Origin of the sequence: Williamsia maris (genome assembly GCF_024171815.1) — a bacterium.
GTDB lineage: Bacteria > Actinomycetota > Actinomycetes > Mycobacteriales > Mycobacteriaceae > Williamsia_A > Williamsia_A maris.
Map to the genome: position 1 here is coordinate 1,248,171 of NZ_JAMTCJ010000001.1, position 17,339 is coordinate 1,265,509.

Genomic DNA, 17,339 nt, shown 5'->3' on the forward strand with positions numbered 1-17,339 from the left:
GATCAGCCGATGGATTGACTTTGCACGCCCCGGCGTCTCGACCGAAGGGTGGACGTCAGTCCCGCGCGGGTGACGAGGCCTGGGCCCAGAACCGTCTGGGGATGCGTCCCGCGCCGCGAGCGAGGCGGCCGGCGTACACCGCCGCCGACATCGCCGACGCCATCCTCACGGGGTCATCGGCCCGGTTGACCGCCGACGCCAGCAGCACGCCGTCGCAGCCGAGTTCCATGGCCAACGCCGCGTCGCTGGCGGTGCCGACACCGGCGTCGAGGATGATCGGCACCGTCGCCGAGGCCACGATCATCTCCAGGTTGTGCGGGTTGGAGATGCCCAGTCCGGTACCGATCGGCGACCCCAGCGGCATCACCGCCGCGACCCCGGAGTCCCGGAGTCGGGCCGCGAGTATCGGGTCGTCGTTGGTGTAGGCGAGGACGACGAACCCGTCGTCGACGAGGGTCACCGCCGCGTCGAGCAGTTCGATCGGATCCGGCAGCAGGGTGCGGTCGTCGCCGGCGATCTCGAGCTTGATCAGATCGGTCTCGAGCGCCTCGCGGGCGAGCTGCGCGGTCAGTGTCGCCTCGGACGCGGTCCGACACCCCGCGGTGTTCGGCAGCACGTCGATGTCCAGGCGGCGCAACAGATCCACCACCCCCTGCCCGCCGCCGGCATCCGCCCGGCGCATCGCGACGGTGGTGAGTTCGGTGCCCGAGGCGACCAGTGCGCGTTCGAGGACGTCGAGGTTGGCCGCGCCCCCGGTACCCATGATCAGCCGGGACCGGTAGACACGCGATCCGATCCGCAGCCCCTCGGCGACAACGTCTTCGGGCGCTGACACCGGCTCAACCACCCTGCACCGCGGTGAGGATGTCGATGCGCGCCCCGTCGGCGAGTGGGGCGTTCCAGCTGCCTCGATGATGCACCGCCCCGTCGACGGCGATCGCGATCCCCCGGTCCGGGAGTCCGAGAAGATCCAGCAGGGCGGAGGCCGTCGTGCCGTCGGCCACCTCCTTCTCGTCGCCGTTTACCTCGATGATGATCGTCATGTGAACCTCCTCGGGTCCAACGTCGCGGACCATCGGGGGTCCACGGTGTCGTCGAGATGGTCGACGACCAACTCAGCGGTGATGGGCGCCAGCATGATCCCGTTGCGACCGTGTCCGGCGGCGAGCACGGTCCGCTCGTCGAGTCGGCCGATCAGGGGTAACGCGTCCGGGGTCACCGGTCGCATCCCGCCGCCGACCTCACTCACGCGGTACTCGGCGAGTCCGGGCATCACCTCGATGGCGTCGGTGAGCAGATCGGCCACGCCACCGGCGCGGGGTTCGGGATCGGTCTCGACACCCACCTCGTACTGCGTCGCCCCGACCACGACGCCGTCGGCCCGCGGCACGAGGTAGACCAGTCGCCCGCGCCAGCGCGCGCGGATGACGTTGTCCGGTGGGGGCGGTGCGGTCGGCGGCCTGCGCAGCCGAAGGATCTCGCCCTTCTCGGCCCGGATGGCGGCGGGTGGCCACAGTCGGCCCGCACCGACACCCGCGGCGACGACCACCTGGTCCGCGTCGAGGTCATCGAGGTCGGTCACGTGGCGCGTGCGTGTGGTGACGCCCACCTGGGTCGCGGCCGTGCGCAGTGCCCGCAGCAGCGCACGATTGTCGACCGCACCCTCGCCCGGGGCGAGGTAGCCTCCGCGCACCGAGCTGCCCAGCCCCGGCGACACCGACCGGATGTCCCTGCCGCGCAACGGTTTCATCGCGAGACCGCGGCTGAGGAGATAGTCGGCCCGGGTGGCCAGTTCGTGGGCGTCAGCGGTGTCGGCGGCGACCAGCACCGTGTCGGTGGCGACCACGATCGTCGGATCGGCCAGCGCCGTCAGCAGGTCGGGCCACCTCCGGGCCGAGGCGCGGGCGAGGTCCAGCGCGGTGTCCTCGCCCGGTCGGGCCTCGCCCATGCAGCCCAGCATCCCGCCGGCCACCCAGGACGCCGATTCGGCCGGATCACGCTCATAGATGGTTGTGTCCCAACCCTTTCGGGCGGCTTGCCAGGCGATCATGGATCCGATGACCCCGCCGCCGACCACTGCCAGCGTTCGTCCCATCGACTGCTCACCTCGTTCCTACGCCGGCATTACCCGGATCAGGTGTGACGGTCAGCGACATATCGGTCGCACTCTCAGCCCGGCGATCTCCCGGGCCCCCGCGTGTGTGGGGTCCAGCCTACCGCCCTGCACGGAACCTCTCCGGCGAGCCGAGCCCCGGCGCCACTAGATTGGCCACCGTGGATCCCCGAGATCGTTTGTCCGAGGCCCGGCTCTATCTGTGCACCGATGCGCGACGTGAACGCGGAGACCTGCTCGCCTTCGTCGACGAGGTGCTGGCCGGCGGCGTGGACATCGTGCAGTTGCGCGACAAGGGGTCGCCGGGCGAGGTCGAGTTCGGCGTTCTCGAGGCCGCCCGGGAGCTCGACCTGCTGGCAGCGCTGCGGGAGGTCACCACCCGTCACGGCGCCCTGCTGGCGGTCAACGACCGCGCCGACATCGCCGCGATCGCCCACGCCGACGTGCTGCATCTCGGTCAGGACGACCTGCCGCCCGCCGCGGCGCGCCGCATCGTCGGTGCCGACGTGGTCATCGGTCGATCGACCCATGACGACGCCCAGGCCCACGCCGCCGACGCCGATCCCGACGTCGACTACTTCTGCACCGGACCGTGCTGGTCGACGCCCACCAAACCGGGACGTCCCGCCGCCGGGCTCGGGCTCGTGAACGCCGTCGCGGGCCGGACGACCCGAGCTCCGTGGTTCGCCATCGGGGGGATCGACGCGGCGCGTCTGCCGGAGGTCCTCGCGGCCGGCGCGGAACGCATCGTCGTGGTGCGGGCACTGACGCACGCGACGGACCCACGCGCCGCCGCAGCCGCTCTGCGGAAACAGATCACAGCAAACTAACGATGTCATGAAGGTGAATTGAGAACGGTTGCCACAGCACGCTCGTCGGGCTTACGCTCGACCCGCCATGACGCGCCTGAACGTAGTAACCCGCCGCAGCGGGGTCTGAACCGACCGACCCCCCGCTGCGGGTCGTCGCGCCTGTTCGTTGGTCACTTCTCTCCTCTCGGAAAGACCACGTCATGAATCCAGCACCACACGCCTCCGACACCGTCGAGCGTTCCCGGCCCACGTCATCCGATCCGGCCGAGGCCCATTTCCGTTCTCCCCTGCCCCGCGGCCTGCGCGATGTCGCACACGCTCTGAGCTGGGACAACTTCTACGCCACATATGCCTGCGCCGGCGGCATCCGACTCGGTAGCTGGTCCGCGACGCCCGGTCGCGGGGGTCTCACCGACTACCAGGCCACCATCGCCGTCGGCGACCGCATCTGGTCGTTGCGGGAGTCGTCGACCGGTCCGATCGGCGCGGTCACCGCCATGCTGCACGCGCTGGGCACACCGATCGAGATCGTCAGCCTGCACCACCAGCGGACCGTTGACGGTTACGCCGGCTTCGTCCTGTGCGACGTCCGCGGCATCTCGAGTTGGGGCCTCGGCGTCGACGAGACGTCCGAGGCGGCGTACGCCAAGGCCATGATCTCGGCCGTCAACCGCTTCGGCTGACGCGCGAGCGGTTCCTACAGTCGGCCGAGGGCGGACCGGAGCGTCGGCCAGCTGCGCGCGAATGCGGGATGCAGCGGCAGCTCGTCGACGGCGTGTTCGCCGACCCAGCGCAGCTCGGTCGACTCCACGTTCGCGACGGTGTCCACCGGGGTGTCGACGTCGGCGATGACGGTCGTGTAGGTCCAGCCGCTCTGAGCCTCGTGGGTGACCAGCGTGTCGCGGACGGTCAGCATCGCGGCGACGATGCCGGCCTCCTCGTCGGCCTCACGCATCGCGGTGTCCTCGGCGGTCTCGTGCGAGTCACGTGCTCCACCGGGCAGAGCCCACGTCCCACCCTGATGGCTCCACAACGCGCGGTGCTGCAACAGGATCCCCGTGGTGCCGTCCGCCAACGGTGCGCGCAGCAGCAGCCCGGCCGCGCCGTGGCGACCCCAGTACCGAGCACCGTCGGGGTCGAACACCCAACCGTCACCGTCTCCCCGCACCGCGCGTCCACCTCCACCACTCACCGCGCCCCGGCATGCCACCAACGACCGCCCTTCCCCGCAACCGTACGCAAACGGCAACAGACCACGGTGATCCCATGTCGGGATTAGAGTCGAAAGCGGCAGTCGTGAAGATGTGCCCGCGGAGGCAGAACCCGTGGGCGCACCCACGGATCGGGTAGTAGAAGGGACCTCGTCAGTGACCGGCGAAGCGGCGTCCGTGCGCTCCCGACTGACCCGTGGGACGACGACCATCCCGCGACCGATGTTGCGGCGCTCCGACCCCCGACCCGACCGCCGCGGTCCCCTGGGCCGCCGCGGGGCTCGTGCCGAGCGTCGTGAGTTGCTCACCTACGCCCGCGACCGCGCGCAGTCCCCGCTGTCGTCGCTGCGGCATCTGGCCGGGACGAGTCCGGGCAAGCTGTTCATCATCGCGGCCGTCCTGTTCATCGGCGCGATCGCGACCGGGTGGTACTCCTCGATCAGCCTGGACAACCGCACCTCCGCCCTGCAGCAGACCATTTCCGACACCGAGCCCATCGCCGAGTCGTCGCAGATCCTCTACAGCAACCTGTCCATCGCGGACGCGTCGGCGAACGCTGCGTTCATCTCCGGCGGTCTCGAGCCCGCCGCGGTGCGCAGTCGCTACTCCACCGCGGTCGCCACCGCCGCGCAGGCGTTGATCCAGGCGGCGAGCGGTACCGCCGAGGAGAACATGGACGTCCGGGCCGACCTGGACACCCTGGCCGAACGCCTGCCCGTCTACACCGGGTTGATCGAGTCGGCGCGGACCAACAACCGGCTCGGGAACCCGGTGGGATCGGCCTACCTCGGTGAGGCGTCGAATCTGATGCAGACGACGATCCTGCCCGCGGCCGAGCGGTTGTACACGGCGCGGTCGCGGGCGATCAGCGATCCCCAGAACCGGTTCACCAGCCCGCCGTGGGGTGTCTACGCCGCGCTGACGATCCTGCTGCTCGCGTTCGTCGGCGCCCACTACTACCTGGCCCGTCGTACCCGACGCCGGTTGAACCTGGGCATGTTGCTGGCCATCGGCGCGATCGTCATCGCGCTGCTGTGGGTGCTCGTGGGCAGCCTGCTGTCGGTGTCGTCGACCAACAGCGCCGAGACCCGCGGGGCTCAGCCGCTGCGGGAGCTGACCTCGGCCCGCATCCAGGCGCAGCAGGCGCGCTCGGCGGAGACGCTGTCGCTGGCCCGGCGTGGCGACCGGGGGCTCCTCGAGTCCCAGTTCACCGACGCCGGCGGCAAGATCCGGACCACCCTGACCGCCTATCTCGACGACAACGACGACGCCGATGCCGACGCGGCGGTCCGCCGGGCCCAGACCGCGCTCTCGGCGTGGGCCGACGCCCATGCGGCCACCGTCGAGCGGACCAACGCCGGCGACTTCAACGGCGCGACGGCGATGGCCGTGGGCGACAACCCCGACGGTGCGGCCGCCGCCTACACGCAGCTCGACGCCGCGCTCGTCGACGGCATCACCACCACCAGGACCACCTTCCGCGACGACATCAACACCGCCCGGGTGGTCATCGGCTACGCGGGCAGCGGTGCGCTCATCCTCGGTCTGATCGCGGCCGCGACCAGCGCACTCGGCATGGTGCCGCGGATCCGGGAGTACCGATGACCCGCGGGCCGACAAGACGCGCCGGCGTGTTCGCGGTGATCCTGGCGCTGGTGGCGCTCGGTGTCACGAGCTGCCTCAACGTCCCCGCGCCGGCCGACGAGGCGCCGTCGGCGAGTGCCATCGCGCCCACCCCGCCCGGCCTGACGGTGAACGCGCCGGTCGAGTCGCCGCCGAACCAGAACACCTGCGACGCGACCGCGAGCCTGCGGCCGGGACCGCTCCCACCGGTCGCGCGGATGCCACGCGGGTCGGCGATGGACGCGATCTTCGCGCGGGGCCGGTTGATCGTCGGACTCGACATCGGGTCGAACCTGTTCAGCTTCCGCGACCCGATCAGCGGTGACATCGAGGGTTTCGACGTCGACATCGCCAAGGAGATCGCGCGGGCCATCTTCGGCGACCCCGAACGCATCGAGTACCGCATCCTCAACTCCAACGAGCGGATCAGCGCGCTGCAGAACCGCGAGGTCGACGTGGTGGTCAAGACGCTGAGCATCACCTGCGACCGCGCCAAGGACATCGCCTTCTCGACGGTGTACTACGAGGCGTCGCAACGGATCCTGTCGCTGCGCAGCTCACCGATCAGCAACGCCAACGACCTCGCGGGCAAGCGCGTGTGCGCGGCGCGCGGCACCACCTCCATCGGCCGGCTGCAGCAGCGGGTGCCCAGCGTGCGGATGTCGACGGTGAGCACCTGGGCCGACTGCCTGGTCGTGCTGCAGCAGGGGGCGGTCGACGCGGTGTCCACCGACGACGCGATCCTGGCCGGTCTGGCCACCCAGGACCCGTACGTCCACGTGGTCGGGGCGAGCCTCGGCGAGGAGCCGTACGGCATCGGCGTCAACCTCGAACAACCCGATCTGGTGCGCTTCGTCAACGGCGTCCTGGACAAGATCCGCGCCGACGGCACCTGGTACGAGATCTACAATCGGTGGCTCTCCATCCTGGGCCCGATCTACTACCCGCCCCAACCGACCTACCGCGACTGACGAGGGGGTGACGACGAGCGATGACCGATCGAGACGACGACCGCGACGACGGTGACGGCTCGGTGTCCACCCGAGCGGTGACCCGCGCCGATCTCGGTGTCGATGCCCCGGATGCGGCCACGTCGGCCGACGACGAGCACGACCGGCGCACGGACGAGGGTTCGGCCGGGGACGATGTCGAGGTCGCGACGCAGGCCGCAGTACCCGATGTCGCGACGCAGGCCGCAGTACCCGATGTCGCGACGCAGGCCGCCGTGCCCGATGTCGCCACGCAGGCGGTCGCCTCACCGGACGCCGACCCGTCGAGCTCGGCGACGACCGACGAGACCGGTACCCGGATGGCTCCCCCGCTGCACAAGGTGACCGGTCGCCGGAAGCGGAAGAAGCGACGCCTCGGCGTCGGACTGGTCGAGGTCGCGTGGGTTCGTGACATCGAGCCCGAGGACGCGGTGATGACCGATCCCGTCATCCCGGAGAGCAAACGGGACTGCTGGCAGTGCGGTCGGGCGATCGGTCGGTCCTCGGGCCCCGACGCCGGCCCGCTGACCGGCGACTGTCCGCACTGCGGTGCGCACTACTCGTTCGTGCCGGGTCTGGCGCCGGGGACCATCGTCGCCGACCAGTACGAGATCACCGGCGCGATCGCGCACGGCGGACTCGGATGGATCTACCTCGCCTTCGACCGCAACGTCTCCGATCGTGCGGTCGTGCTCAAGGGCCTGCTGAACTCGAAAGATGCGGAAGCGCAGGCGGTTGCGTTCGCCGAGCGTCAGTTCCTCGCGTCGGTGTCGCACCCCAACATCGTCAAGATCTTCAACTTCGTCGAACACCACGACGTGAGCGGGTCGACGTTCGGCTACATCGTGATGGAGTACGTCGGCGGCGCGACGCTCAAGAGCCTCACCACGGTCGACGGCGATTCGTCGCATCGGACCCATCTCCCCGTCGAGCAGGCGATCGCCTACCTGCTCGAGGTGATGCCCGCGCTCGCCTACCTTCATTCGATCGGACTGGTGTTCAACGACATCAAGCCGGAGAACATCATGATCGGCGGCGACGAGGTGAAGCTGATCGACCTCGGTGCCGTCTCCCCCATCAACGGGTACGGCCACCTGTACGGCACCCCGGGTTTCCAGGCGCCGGAGATCGTCAAGACCGGTCCGCAGATCGCCACCGACGTCTACAGCATCGGCCGCACGCTGGCCGTGCTGACCGTGCCGATGCCGATGGAGAACGGCCGCTACGTCGACGGGCTGCCAGGCGTCGACGCGTCGAAGGTGTTGGCCGACAACGAGTCCTTCCGACGGTTGCTGCAGCGCGCCACCGATCCTGACCCGGAACACCGCTTCGCCTCCGCCGAGGAGATGACCACCCAGATGGTCAACGTCCTGCGCGAGACCGTCGCGCGGACGACCGGCGTGCCCCGCCCGGCGCTGTCATCGGTGTTCACCCCGCAGCGCACCACGTTCGGCACCGACCTGCTCCTCGGACCGGTCGACGGCTTCTTCGACCCGATCAACTCCGAGACGTTCCTCGACCCGGACGACATCGCCGCCGCACTGCCGGTGCCGCTCGTCGATCAGCTCGATCCCGCTGCCGGACTGCTCAACTCGGCCCAGCTGTCGGAACCGAACCAGACGCTCGACACGATCCGGTCGGCCAAGCAGGACGGCTTGTCGTCGCTGATCGGCACCGACCCGTCCGACGATCACCCGTCCCTCGAGGTCGACCTGGCCGAGGCCCGCGCCTACATCGAACTCGGTGACGTCGACACCGCGCTCGGTCTGCTCGACATCACATCGCGCCACCACCAGCATTCGTGGCGCATCGAGTGGTTCCTCGGCATCTGTGCGCTGATGAACTCCGAACCCGAACTGGCGCATGAACGTTTCGCGTCGGTGCTGATCGCCATGCCGGGCGAGGTGGCCCCCAAGCTGGCCGTCGCCGCGACCGCGGAGCTGATCGGCCGGTGGTTGCGACGCGAGGCGGGTGAGTCCGCCGAGCGGGACACGTCGATCACGCGGTGGAACGCGGTGGCGCTGCGGGAGTACACAGCGCTGTGGCAGACCGACCGCGGTATCGTCACCGCCGCATTCGGGGTCGCCCGGATGCGTTTCACCGCAGGCGATGTCGAGGCGACGGTGAAGGCCCTCGACGATGTCCCCGCCACCAGCAGGCACTTCAACACCGCCTCGTGCACCGCGGTGTTGGCGCTGGTGCACGGTCGCGAACCGGAGCAGGTGACCGGCGAGCAGATCCGCGAGGCCGCTCGCCGGCTGTCGGCGATGCCCGAGACCGAACCGCGTAAGCCGCGGTTGTCGATCATGGTGTTGGGGACCGCGCTCGGGTGGCTCGGCGTGAATCCCGACCGCGCGTCGGACAACATCTCGCTGCTCGGGTTCCCGTTCACCGAGCACGGATTGCGCGCCGGGCTGGAGCGGTCGCTGCGCCGCCTCGCACGCGCCACCGTCGACCGAGAACAGCGTTTCAACCTGATCGACCTGGCCAACCTCATCCGCCCGCACACGCTGTTCTGACCCCCGAGCGTGCGGTGACGGCGGGGTCAGCCGGCTCCGCCTCCGCCGAGCGTGCCGAAACCGCGCACCCACCGTGCCGAAACCGCCTTCCCACCCCGCGTGACGGCCCGCTCGGCAGGTATTTACGGCCCGCTCGGCAGGTATTTACGGCCCGCTCGGCGGGTGATTACGGCACGGTCGGCGGTCAGTTGACGAGTGCGGCGGCCTTGCGGGCGATGGCCAGCTCTTCGTTGGTGGGGACCACCAGCACTGCGATCTCGCTGTCGTCGGTCGAGATCCGCCGGGCGTCGCGTGAGCGCGCGGTGTTGGCGTCGTCGTCGACGACGATGCCGAATCGTTCGAGACCTGCCAATCCATCTCGCCGCACGGTCGGGGCGTTCTCGCCGACGCCGGCGGTGAAGACGATCGCGTCCACCCGCCCGAGATCCACCAGGTACGCACCGATGTAGCGACGCAGACGGTGGATGTAGACGTCGTAGGCCAGGGTCGCGGCCTCGTCGCCGTCGTCCACCATCGACGTGATGGTGCGGAAATCGTTCTCCCCGCACAACCCCTTGAGGCCGGACGACTTGTTGAGCATGGTGTCGATGGCGTCGACATCCATGTCTGCCACGCGACGCAGATACATCACGATCGCGGGATCGATGTCGCCGCTGCGGGTTCCCATGACCAGTCCCTCGAGCGGCGTCAGCCCCATCGAGGTGTCGACGGCGCGCCCACCCCGGACCGCCGATGCCGACGCGCCGTTGCCCAGGTGCAGCACGATCAGGTTGACGTCGGCCGGATCCCGGTCGAGGAACTCCGCGGCCGCACCGCTCACGTACTCGTGTGAGGTGCCGTGGAATCCGTACCGCCGGATGTTGTGACGCTCGGCGACCTCGTGGTCGATGGCATAGGTGGCGCTGTGCGGCGGGAGGTCGTGGAAGAAGGCGGTGTCGAACACGCACACCGCGGGGACGTCCGGCAGCAACTCCCGGATGGCCTCGATTCCGATCAGGTTCACCGGATTGTGCAGCGGGGCAAGGCTCGACAGGCGATCGACCTCGGCGATGACCTCGTCGCTCACCAGGACCGGCTCGCTGAAGCTCTTGCCGCCGTGTACGACGCGGTGCCCCACCGCCAGGAGGTCGCTGGTGCGCAGATCGGTGCCGCACTCGTCGAACAGGTGCAGGGCGCGCTGCAGTGCCTCGCGGTGATCGGCGATGGCACCGGTGACGGTCTGCGTCTGGCCGTTCTGCGTGTGTTCGACCGAGGCGTCGTGGTCGCCGATCCGCTCGACGATCCCGGACGCGATCACCTCGCCGGAGTCCGGGTGCACCAATTGGTACTTCAGGGACGACGATCCCGAGTTGAGGACGAGGACCGCACCGGACGCCGTGCCCGTGGGCACCGTGTCGCCACCGCTCATGACTGCAGCGCCTGGGCCTGGATCGCGGTGATCGCGACGGTGTTGACGATGTCGGAGACGAGCGCCCCACGCGACAGGTCGTTGATGGGCTTGCGCAACCCCTGCAGGACCGGGCCGATCGCGACCGCAGATGCGCTGCGCTGCACCGCCTTGTACGTGTTGTTGCCGGTGTTGAGGTCCGGGAAGACCAGCACCGTCGCCTGGCCCGCGACCTTCGAGTCCGGCATCTTGCTCTGCGCCACCGAGGGTTCCACCGCGGCGTCGTATTGGATCGGCCCCTCCACCAACAGCTCCGGGGCCCGTTCACGCACCAGTTCGGTGGCGGTGCGGACCTTGTCCACGTCGGCACCGGAGCCGGATTCGCCGGTCGAGTACGAGAGCAGCGCGACCCGCGCCTCGATCCCGAACTGTTCGGCCGTGGCCGCCGACGAGATGGCGATGTCGGCGAGCTGCTCGGACGTCGGATCCGGCACGATCGCGCAATCACCATAGGCGAGAACACGATCGGCCAGACACATGAAGAACACGCTCGACACCGTGGAGACGCCGTCGAGGGTCTTGATGATCTCGAACGCGGGGCGGATGGTGTGTGCGGTGGTGTGGGTCGCGCCGGACACCATCCCGTCGACGAGCCCCTCGTGCACCATCATGGTGCCGAAGTAGGAGACGTCACCCATCACCTGTCGTGCCCGGGCGAGGTCCATCCCCTTGTGCTTGCGGAGCTCGGTGTAGGTCGTCGCGAACGACTCGAGGTGCTCGGAGTCGCGCGGGTCGATGACGTGTGCGGCGTCGAGGTCGACGCCGAGCTCCTGGGCCCGCGAGTGCACGGCGTCGATGTTGCCGAGCAGCGTCAGGTCCGCGACACCGCGTCGGAGCAGACGTCCGGCCGCACGCAGGATGCGGTCGTCCTCGCCCTCCGGCAACACGATGCGTTGGCGGTCCGACTTCGCCTGCGCGATGAGCTGGTATTCGAACATCTGCGGCGTCACCACGGTCGGCGCCGACAGCCGCAGCCGTTCGAGCAGCGACGCCGAGTCGACGTGTTCCTCCATCAGGGTGAGCGCGGCATCGATCTTGCGGACCGACTCGACGCCGACCCGGCCGCGTGCCAGTGCCGCGGCCCGCGCGGTCTCGTAGGTGCCCTGCTCGCACGAGATGATCGGCAGCGCCGGTTTGAGGCCCTCGACGAGCGACTCGATCATCGGGTGCGGACGGATCCCGCCGTTCATGATGATCCCCGACAACTTCGGGAAGCCCTGTGCCGCATTGGCGGTCACCAGCGCGAGCAGGACGTCGGAGCGATCGGCCGGGGTGATCACCGCGACACCGTCGGTGAGGCGTTCGAGGATGTGTTCGGCGGTCATGCCGCCGACCATCACGCTCATCGCCTCGCGGTCGAGCAGCTCCGGGTCGCCGCTGAACAGCTCACCGTCGAGCGCGGTCATCAGCTCCGCCATCGTCGGCGACACCAACACCGGATCCTCCGGCAACGACCACGCCGGGAGTCCGGTCGTCTCCAGGATGTCCTTGACCGCCTCGAGTTGGTCGGGGTCGCACCGGTTGGCGATGAGGGCGACGGCCTGTGCGTGCGCACCCTTGATCTCGGTGAGGCACAGCTCGGCCAGCGCCAGTACCTCCTCGGGGGTGCGCTCGGCGGCCTTGAGCGCGAGCACCATCGGGGTACCGAGGTTCGCGGCGATCCGCGCGTTGAAGCTGAGTTCCGACGGGCTGGCGACGTCAGTGAAGTCCGACCCGATCACCAGCACCGAGTCGCACTGCTCCTCGACGGTGTGGAAGCGGTCGACGATCTCGGCGAGCGTCGCCTCGGGATCACCGTGGACCTGCTCATAGGTCACACCGATGCAGTCCTCGTAGGACAGGTCCACCGAGTCGTGCTCGATCAGCAGATCGAGGATGTAGTCGCGCTCGCCGGCCGCGGCCCGCGAGATGGGGCGGAACACACCGATGCGTCCACCGGTGGCGGCGAGCAGATGCAGCGTGCCCAGCGCGATGGTGGATTTACCGGTGTCACCCTCCGGCGACGCGATGTAGATGCTGCTCGAGGTCGGACTCCCTGCACCCATGTCCCCGAGCGTAGTGGGCGCGGGTCAGTTGTCGTCGCCCCGGATCTGTCCGGGACCGTCGCGCTTGGCCCGGTAGAGCCGCGCGTCGGCGCGATCGAAACAGCCGATGACGGTCTCGGTTGCCCGCAGCGCGGCGAAGCCCGCGGAGAAGGTCTGAGAGTCGGGGACGACCGCGCCCATCGCACGCAGCACGGTGTGAGCCTGCGACGCGCGTGGACCGGCCAGTGCCAACGCGAACTCCTCGCCACCCCATCGCGAGAACAACGCACCGGTGCCCGCCACCTCCGACGCCGCCGTCGCGAACTCCACCAGCAGCTGATCGCCGGCGGGGTGCCCGTGGGAGTCGTTGTACGCCTTGAACTGGTCGAGATCGAGGATGGCCAGCACCAGCGGCGAGTCGGTGCGCGACGACGGCGCGTCGAGCTCGGTCAGGCGCTCGAGCCACCCCCGTCGGTTGAGCAGACCGGTCAGCGGATCGGTGACCGCGGCGGCGAGCAGACGGTCCTCGGCCAGGCGGCGCTCGGTGGTGTCGTGGATGACCGCCATCGTCCAGGCTCGTCCACCCGGCCCCGACACCGCGCTCACCGAGACCCACCCCCAGCGAACGGTGCCGTCGGGGTGGACGTACCGCTTCTCGATCCGTAGGTCGTCACCCCTAGCGCGCGCCTGGGCCATCAACCCCTCGACCGCCGCGTGTTGGTCGAGATCGTCGGGGTGGGTGAACTCGCGCGACGACCGGCCCGCGATCTGCGGCCACGACCGCCCGACCATCGCGCAGTAGGCCGCGTTGGCGGCCCGCAGCAGGCCGTCCTCGTCGGCGAGTCCGATGGGGACGGTGCTGGCGTCGAACATGACCCGGAACCATCCGTCATCGACCCCGTCGAAGGTGGTGGCATCGATCACGTGTTCATTGTCCACCGCCGGCGAGAACGCGGTCACCGGAACGCGTCGCCCACAGCGATCGGCGCAGTCACTCCATCGGGTACGGGTGCTCGGCGTCGGATTCGTAGCAGATGGCGAACGGCTTGTTGGTGATGAAGAGAAACGTGACGTCGTTGTCGGCGGTGGCCCCGTGTTCCATCCACCCGCCCTCCGGGAACCAGACGAAGTTCCCGGGGCCGTATTCGCCCTCGTGGGTTTTGAGGACGCCGTCGAGAACGAACATCCCGTGCGCACAGGGATGGGTGTGCCAGGTGTTGGTGAATCCGGCCGCATAGCGGAGCATCATCACCTGCATGCCTGTGTCGGAATCGGCGAACAGCGACTTGAACGGTATCTGCGCGCCGATCTGCTCGACGGCCAAGGTCTCCCACGCCATCCTGCTGGTGTCGGCGACCTCGAGGGTCACGAGATTGGACGGGACTGTCATGGCGGTCTCCTCGATGTCGGGATGTCTCGACAACGTTATGCTGCAATCCATTTCGGACTGGTTGCCGCGAGAATACGACTGAGTTGCACGCCGATCGGGACGGGCACGGTGTGTGTCCGTCCCGATCGCGTGTGCGACGTGCGTCAGGTCAGCTTGTAGACCGTCTGACCGCCGACCGTCGTCGCGGTGTAGTTCGCCGCGACCCAGGTGGAGATCTCCGAGGCGCTCGAGCTCGAGCTGCCCGGCCCACCGCCCTGTCCGCCACCGATGTAGTAGCCGATCTTGCCGTCCTGCACGTACTGGATGAACTGCGCCAGCGTCGGGGTGGGGTCGCCACTCCACCCGCCGATCGCCATCACCGACGTGCCGCTGGCGATCTCGATCCCCGAGGCCGACTGCGAACCGTTGGTCGCCGCCGCCCACTTCGTGGTGGTCGCCTTGAGCAACGCGGTCAGCTCACTGCTGGTGGACTGGCCGCCCATGCCGCCGCCACCGCCGGTGCGGGCCGTGGCCTGACCGGAGGTCGACGTCGATGCCTGACCGGGGGTACCGGTCGGAGCCGTTCCGCCCGTGGGAGCAGTGCCGGTCGGAGCCGTTGCACCCGTGGGGGCCGTGCCGGTCGAGGTCGAGCCCTGCGCGCCTGCGGTTCCGCCGGGACGGTTGCCACCCATGCCGCCGCCGGGTCCGCCGCCCATCCCCATGCCGCCCGAGGAGTCGGACGTCTGGACCGCGGTCGGGATCGACCCGGTGTGCGCGGTGGCGGAGGTGGCGATGCCGAAGGCTGCGGTGGAGCCGAATCCGGCCAGTGCGCCGACGATCACGGCGGCGGCGACGGCCTTGCGGAAACCGAGACGTCCGCCGACGAGGATCACCAGGATGGCGAGGACGGCCACCGCACCGATCAGCCAGCGGGTCCACACGGGACCGAAGTCGGCGCGGTTCAGCAGGACGATCGACCAGCCCACGGCCAGCGCGATCATCGCGCTCATCCCGATCCGTCCGTCCCAGCGGTGCCGCAGGTTCCAGGCGAACACCGATCCGAGACCGACGAGCGCTGCGATGGCCGGGGCCAGGGCGACGGTGTAGTACGGGTGGATCGTGCCGCTCATGAAGCTGAAGATCAGCCCGGTGACGATGAGCCAGCCGGCCCACATCAGCAGTCCGGCCTTCTCGACGCGGCCCAGACGCTCGGTCTCACGGACCCGGATGAACTGTCGGACAACGAGGTACAGGCCGAAGACGATCACGAACAGTGCGACCGGGAGCAGCCAGGAGATCTCGTAACCCATCTCCGAACCGAACAGGCGGTTCAGACCGGTGGCGCCACCGAAGCTCGAGCCGGCGGCACCGTTGCCACCCATGCCGCCGCCTCCGCCACCACCGGTGTTGCCGAGGATGCGGCCGAGGCCGTTGTAGCCGAGGACCAGGTCCATGACGGTGTTGTCGGTGGAGCCGCCGATGTAGGGCCGCGATCCGGCCGGCCACAGTGCGACCACGAGGACCCACCATCCGGCACCGACGATCAGTGACGCCGCGGCGATGAGGAGGTGGCCGATCCGCTTGAGCCAGCCTGTGTTGGCCAGCAGCAGGTAGACGAGTGCGAACGCGGGCAGGACGAGCAGTCCCTGGAGCATCTTGGTGAGGAACGCGAAGCCGAGGGCGACACCGACGAGGGCGAGCCACTTCCACGACGCGGTCGGGACCGCACGGACCAGGCAGTAGGCCGCAGCGACCATCAGCAGCACCAGCAGAGCGTCCGGGTTGTTGAACCGGAACATCAGGGCGGCGGCCGGGGTGAAGGCCAGCACCGCGCCCGCGATCAGCCCGGCGGCGACACCACGCCGCGGATCGGAAACGCTACGACGGATCAGCGCGTAGAGCAGGGCGACGGCGGCCACACCCATCAGGGCCTGCGGCATCATCACCGCCCAGCTGTTCATCCCGAAGATCCGCACCGACAGCCCGGTCACCCACAGCGACGCCGGTGGCTTGTCGACAGTGATGAAGTTCTGCGCGTCGAGTGAGCCGAAGAACCAGGCCTTCCAGCTGGTGCCGCCGGCCTGCGCAGCCGCGGCGTAGAAGCTGTTGCCGTACCCGTTGATCGACAGGTTCCAGATGTAGAGGATTGCGGTGACGATCAACAGCACCGGCAGCGGTGCCTTCGTCAGCAGCCGCGACCGCATCGACGGTGTCGTGGATCCGTCCCGATGGCGACCACCGTCGGGGGCCGGATCGGCGCCCGCGGGTGCGGGAGCGAAAAGGGTGGTCATGATGCCTCCGTGTGAGCGTGGCGGTCGGCGGTTGTCCGACCGTGATGCTCATACGATGCGTCGACTTGCTCTTCTCACCCTGGGCAGAAGCTGGGAGAACCCTGGGAACGATTTGTTCGGTCGGTCCTGTCCACAACTGTCACCACTGGGGTCCGCCGCGTGGACTATCCACACCTCGAGCCGTGGCGGTGTCAGTGGTGGACGGCGTGGACGCCAGGCGGCGGGTCAGCTGTCGGCGATGGCGGCCTGGCCGCCCACACCGCTGACCGTGGTGCGCAGCGCGGCTGCGGTGACCGCGTACATGGACGACTTGATCTCGCCGATCGTCCGACCACGGGTGTTCTGATGCGTGCGGGCGTACTCCAGTGCCGCGGGCAGCACCTCGTCGAGCGTGACCGCGTTGTCGATGATGCCGAGCTCGTTCGCCTGCGCGCCGCCATAGCGACGGCCGGTCACGAGCATCTCGTGATTGACCCGCGCCGGGACCTTGTCGGCGACCAACATGACGCTGCCGGGTGCATAGCTGGCGCCGATGGTGACGCCGGGCATGCACAAATAGCCACGGTCGGAACGCATCACGACGTGGTCATGGGCGAGCGCGAACAGCGCCCCGCCACCGAACGCGTGGCCGGTGACCGCCGCGACCGTGGGCATCGGGAACGTCAGGATCCGGGCCAGCAGGATCTGCACGCTCTCCACATAGGGGTCGACGTCGTCGACGTTGGCCAGCACCCACGCGGTGTCGAGGCCGGTCGAGTAGAACTTCCCGAGCGCGGTGGTCACCAGCGCGGTCGGGCCGTCGCTCGCCTCCACCTCGTCGAGAAGTTCGTTGATCTTCGCGACCTGCGTCGGACCGAACACGTTCTCGTCGTCGCTCGCCCCCTCGTCGTTGAGGTGCAGGACGAAGATGCTGTCATCGCGTGTGAGGTGAGGCACTCCCG

At 69.1% G+C, this 17,339-nt stretch carries 15 protein-coding genes and 1 riboswitch; of the genes, 5 read left to right on the forward strand and 10 right to left on the reverse strand.

Annotation, left to right across the window (positions count from 1 at the left end; translation table 11 throughout):
* Positions 1 to 55: 55 nt before the first annotated feature.
* The 3 genes from LX13_RS05960 to thiO form a co-directional block, all read right to left on the reverse strand.
* The gene (locus LX13_RS05960) at positions 56 to 835 is read right to left on the reverse strand and encodes a thiazole synthase (RefSeq protein ID WP_308214710.1); all 780 of its coding nucleotides are present in this window, start codon (positions 833 to 835) and stop codon (positions 56 to 58) included.
* Positions 836 to 839: 4 nt separating this feature from the next.
* Positions 840 to 1,043, reverse strand: coding sequence for a sulfur carrier protein ThiS (gene thiS / locus LX13_RS05965; RefSeq protein ID WP_253660351.1), 204 nt, complete (start codon positions 1,041 to 1,043; stop codon positions 840 to 842).
* Positions 1,040 to 2,095, reverse strand: a complete 1,056-nt coding sequence (gene thiO / locus LX13_RS05970) for a glycine oxidase ThiO (protein WP_253660352.1) — start codon at positions 2,093 to 2,095, stop codon at positions 1,040 to 1,042. The genes thiS and thiO overlap by 4 nt, the downstream gene beginning before the upstream one ends.
* Positions 2,094 to 2,206, reverse strand: a riboswitch (TPP riboswitch). Its footprint overlaps the gene before it by 2 nt.
* A 59-nt stretch (positions 2,207 to 2,265) precedes the next feature.
* Here thiO and thiE point away from each other — a divergent pair.
* Positions 2,266 to 2,943: a thiamine phosphate synthase gene (gene thiE, locus LX13_RS05975; RefSeq protein WP_301300521.1), complete on the forward strand. Its 678-nt coding sequence runs from the start codon at positions 2,266 to 2,268 to the stop codon at positions 2,941 to 2,943.
* 182 nt (positions 2,944 to 3,125) lie between these two features.
* Positions 3,126 to 3,608 (forward strand): 2-isopropylmalate synthase, encoded by a 483-nt coding sequence (locus tag LX13_RS05980; RefSeq protein WP_253660354.1) that lies wholly within the window; start codon positions 3,126 to 3,128, stop codon positions 3,606 to 3,608.
* 14 nt (positions 3,609 to 3,622) lie between these two features.
* On the opposite strand, the gene LX13_RS05985 is transcribed toward LX13_RS05980, so the two are convergent.
* Positions 3,623 to 4,093 carry an NUDIX hydrolase gene (locus LX13_RS05985; protein ID WP_253660355.1) on the reverse strand — a complete coding sequence of 157 codons (471 nt, stop codon included), beginning with the start codon at positions 4,091 to 4,093 and terminating at the stop codon, positions 3,623 to 3,625.
* A 199-nt stretch (positions 4,094 to 4,292) separates the two neighbouring features.
* On the opposite strand from LX13_RS05985, the gene LX13_RS05990 reads away from it, so the two are divergent.
* Genes LX13_RS05990 through LX13_RS06000 form a run of 3 tightly spaced genes read left to right on the forward strand, consistent with a single transcriptional unit; the run spans position 4,293 to position 9,267 of the window.
* A complete protein-coding gene (locus LX13_RS05990) occupies positions 4,293 to 5,741 on the forward strand; it encodes a GlnX family signal transduction membrane protein (protein ID WP_253660356.1) in 1,449 nt (482 codons plus the stop codon).
* Positions 5,738 to 6,730, forward strand: coding sequence for a glutamate ABC transporter substrate-binding protein (locus tag LX13_RS05995; protein WP_253660357.1), 993 nt, complete (start codon positions 5,738 to 5,740; stop codon positions 6,728 to 6,730). Before LX13_RS05990 ends, LX13_RS05995 begins: the two co-directional genes overlap by 4 nt.
* Positions 6,731 to 6,750: 20 nt before the next feature.
* The gene (locus tag LX13_RS06000) at positions 6,751 to 9,267 is read left to right on the forward strand and encodes a serine/threonine-protein kinase (RefSeq protein WP_253660358.1); all 2,517 of its coding nucleotides are present in this window, start codon (positions 6,751 to 6,753) and stop codon (positions 9,265 to 9,267) included.
* A 184-nt stretch (positions 9,268 to 9,451) separates the two neighbouring features.
* Here the strand turns inward: LX13_RS06000 and LX13_RS06005 are convergent, their stop codons facing one another.
* From LX13_RS06005 to LX13_RS06030, 6 genes are all read right to left on the reverse strand, one after another.
* Positions 9,452 to 10,675 (reverse strand): acetate kinase, encoded by a 1,224-nt coding sequence (locus LX13_RS06005; RefSeq protein ID WP_253660359.1) that lies wholly within the window; start codon positions 10,673 to 10,675, stop codon positions 9,452 to 9,454.
* The gene (gene pta / locus LX13_RS06010; RefSeq protein ID WP_253660360.1) at positions 10,672 to 12,759 is read right to left on the reverse strand and encodes a phosphate acetyltransferase; all 2,088 of its coding nucleotides are present in this window, start codon (positions 12,757 to 12,759) and stop codon (positions 10,672 to 10,674) included. Before pta ends, LX13_RS06005 begins: the two co-directional genes overlap by 4 nt.
* Before the next feature lie 24 nt (positions 12,760 to 12,783).
* Positions 12,784 to 13,662 (reverse strand): GGDEF domain-containing protein, encoded by an 879-nt coding sequence (locus tag LX13_RS06015; protein WP_253660361.1) that lies wholly within the window; start codon positions 13,660 to 13,662, stop codon positions 12,784 to 12,786.
* 67 nt (positions 13,663 to 13,729) lie between these two features.
* On the reverse strand, positions 13,730 to 14,128 hold the full coding sequence (locus LX13_RS06020; RefSeq protein WP_253660362.1) for a cupin domain-containing protein: 399 nt from the start codon (positions 14,126 to 14,128) through the stop codon (positions 13,730 to 13,732).
* A gap of 143 nt (positions 14,129 to 14,271) precedes the next feature.
* Positions 14,272 to 16,398, reverse strand: coding sequence for a glycosyltransferase family 39 protein (locus tag LX13_RS06025; protein WP_372499838.1), 2,127 nt, complete (start codon positions 16,396 to 16,398; stop codon positions 14,272 to 14,274).
* A gap of 225 nt (positions 16,399 to 16,623) precedes the next feature.
* A complete protein-coding gene (locus tag LX13_RS06030) occupies positions 16,624 to 17,334 on the reverse strand; it encodes an enoyl-CoA hydratase/isomerase family protein (protein WP_253660363.1) in 711 nt (236 codons plus the stop codon).
* Between the last annotated feature and the right edge of the window lie 5 nt (positions 17,335 to 17,339).

What these genes read in the sequence shown, in the direction of transcription:
- LX13_RS06020 (WP_253660362.1), bottom strand. Translation starts at nt 14,128, where the DNA reads ATGACAGTCCCGTCCAATCTCGTGACCCTCGAGGTCGCCGACACCAGC.
- LX13_RS06005 (WP_253660359.1), bottom strand. Translation starts at nt 10,675, where the DNA reads ATGAGCGGTGGCGACACGGTGCCCACGGGCACGGCGTCCGGTGCGGTC.
- LX13_RS05995 (WP_253660357.1), top strand. Translation starts at nt 5,738, where the DNA reads ATGACCCGCGGGCCGACAAGACGCGCCGGCGTGTTCGCGGTGATCCTG.
- thiS (WP_253660351.1), bottom strand. Translation starts at nt 1,043, where the DNA reads ATGACGATCATCATCGAGGTAAACGGCGACGAGAAGGAGGTGGCCGAC.
- thiO (WP_253660352.1), bottom strand. Translation starts at nt 2,095, where the DNA reads ATGGGACGAACGCTGGCAGTGGTCGGCGGCGGGGTCATCGGATCCATG.
- pta (WP_253660360.1), bottom strand. Translation starts at nt 12,759, where the DNA reads ATGGGTGCAGGGAGTCCGACCTCGAGCAGCATCTACATCGCGTCGCCG.
- LX13_RS06000 (WP_253660358.1), top strand. Translation starts at nt 6,751, where the DNA reads ATGACCGATCGAGACGACGACCGCGACGACGGTGACGGCTCGGTGTCC.
- LX13_RS06025 (WP_372499838.1), bottom strand. Translation starts at nt 16,398, where the DNA reads ATGACCACCCTTTTCGCTCCCGCACCCGCGGGCGCCGATCCGGCCCCC.
- LX13_RS05980 (WP_253660354.1), top strand. Translation starts at nt 3,126, where the DNA reads ATGAATCCAGCACCACACGCCTCCGACACCGTCGAGCGTTCCCGGCCC.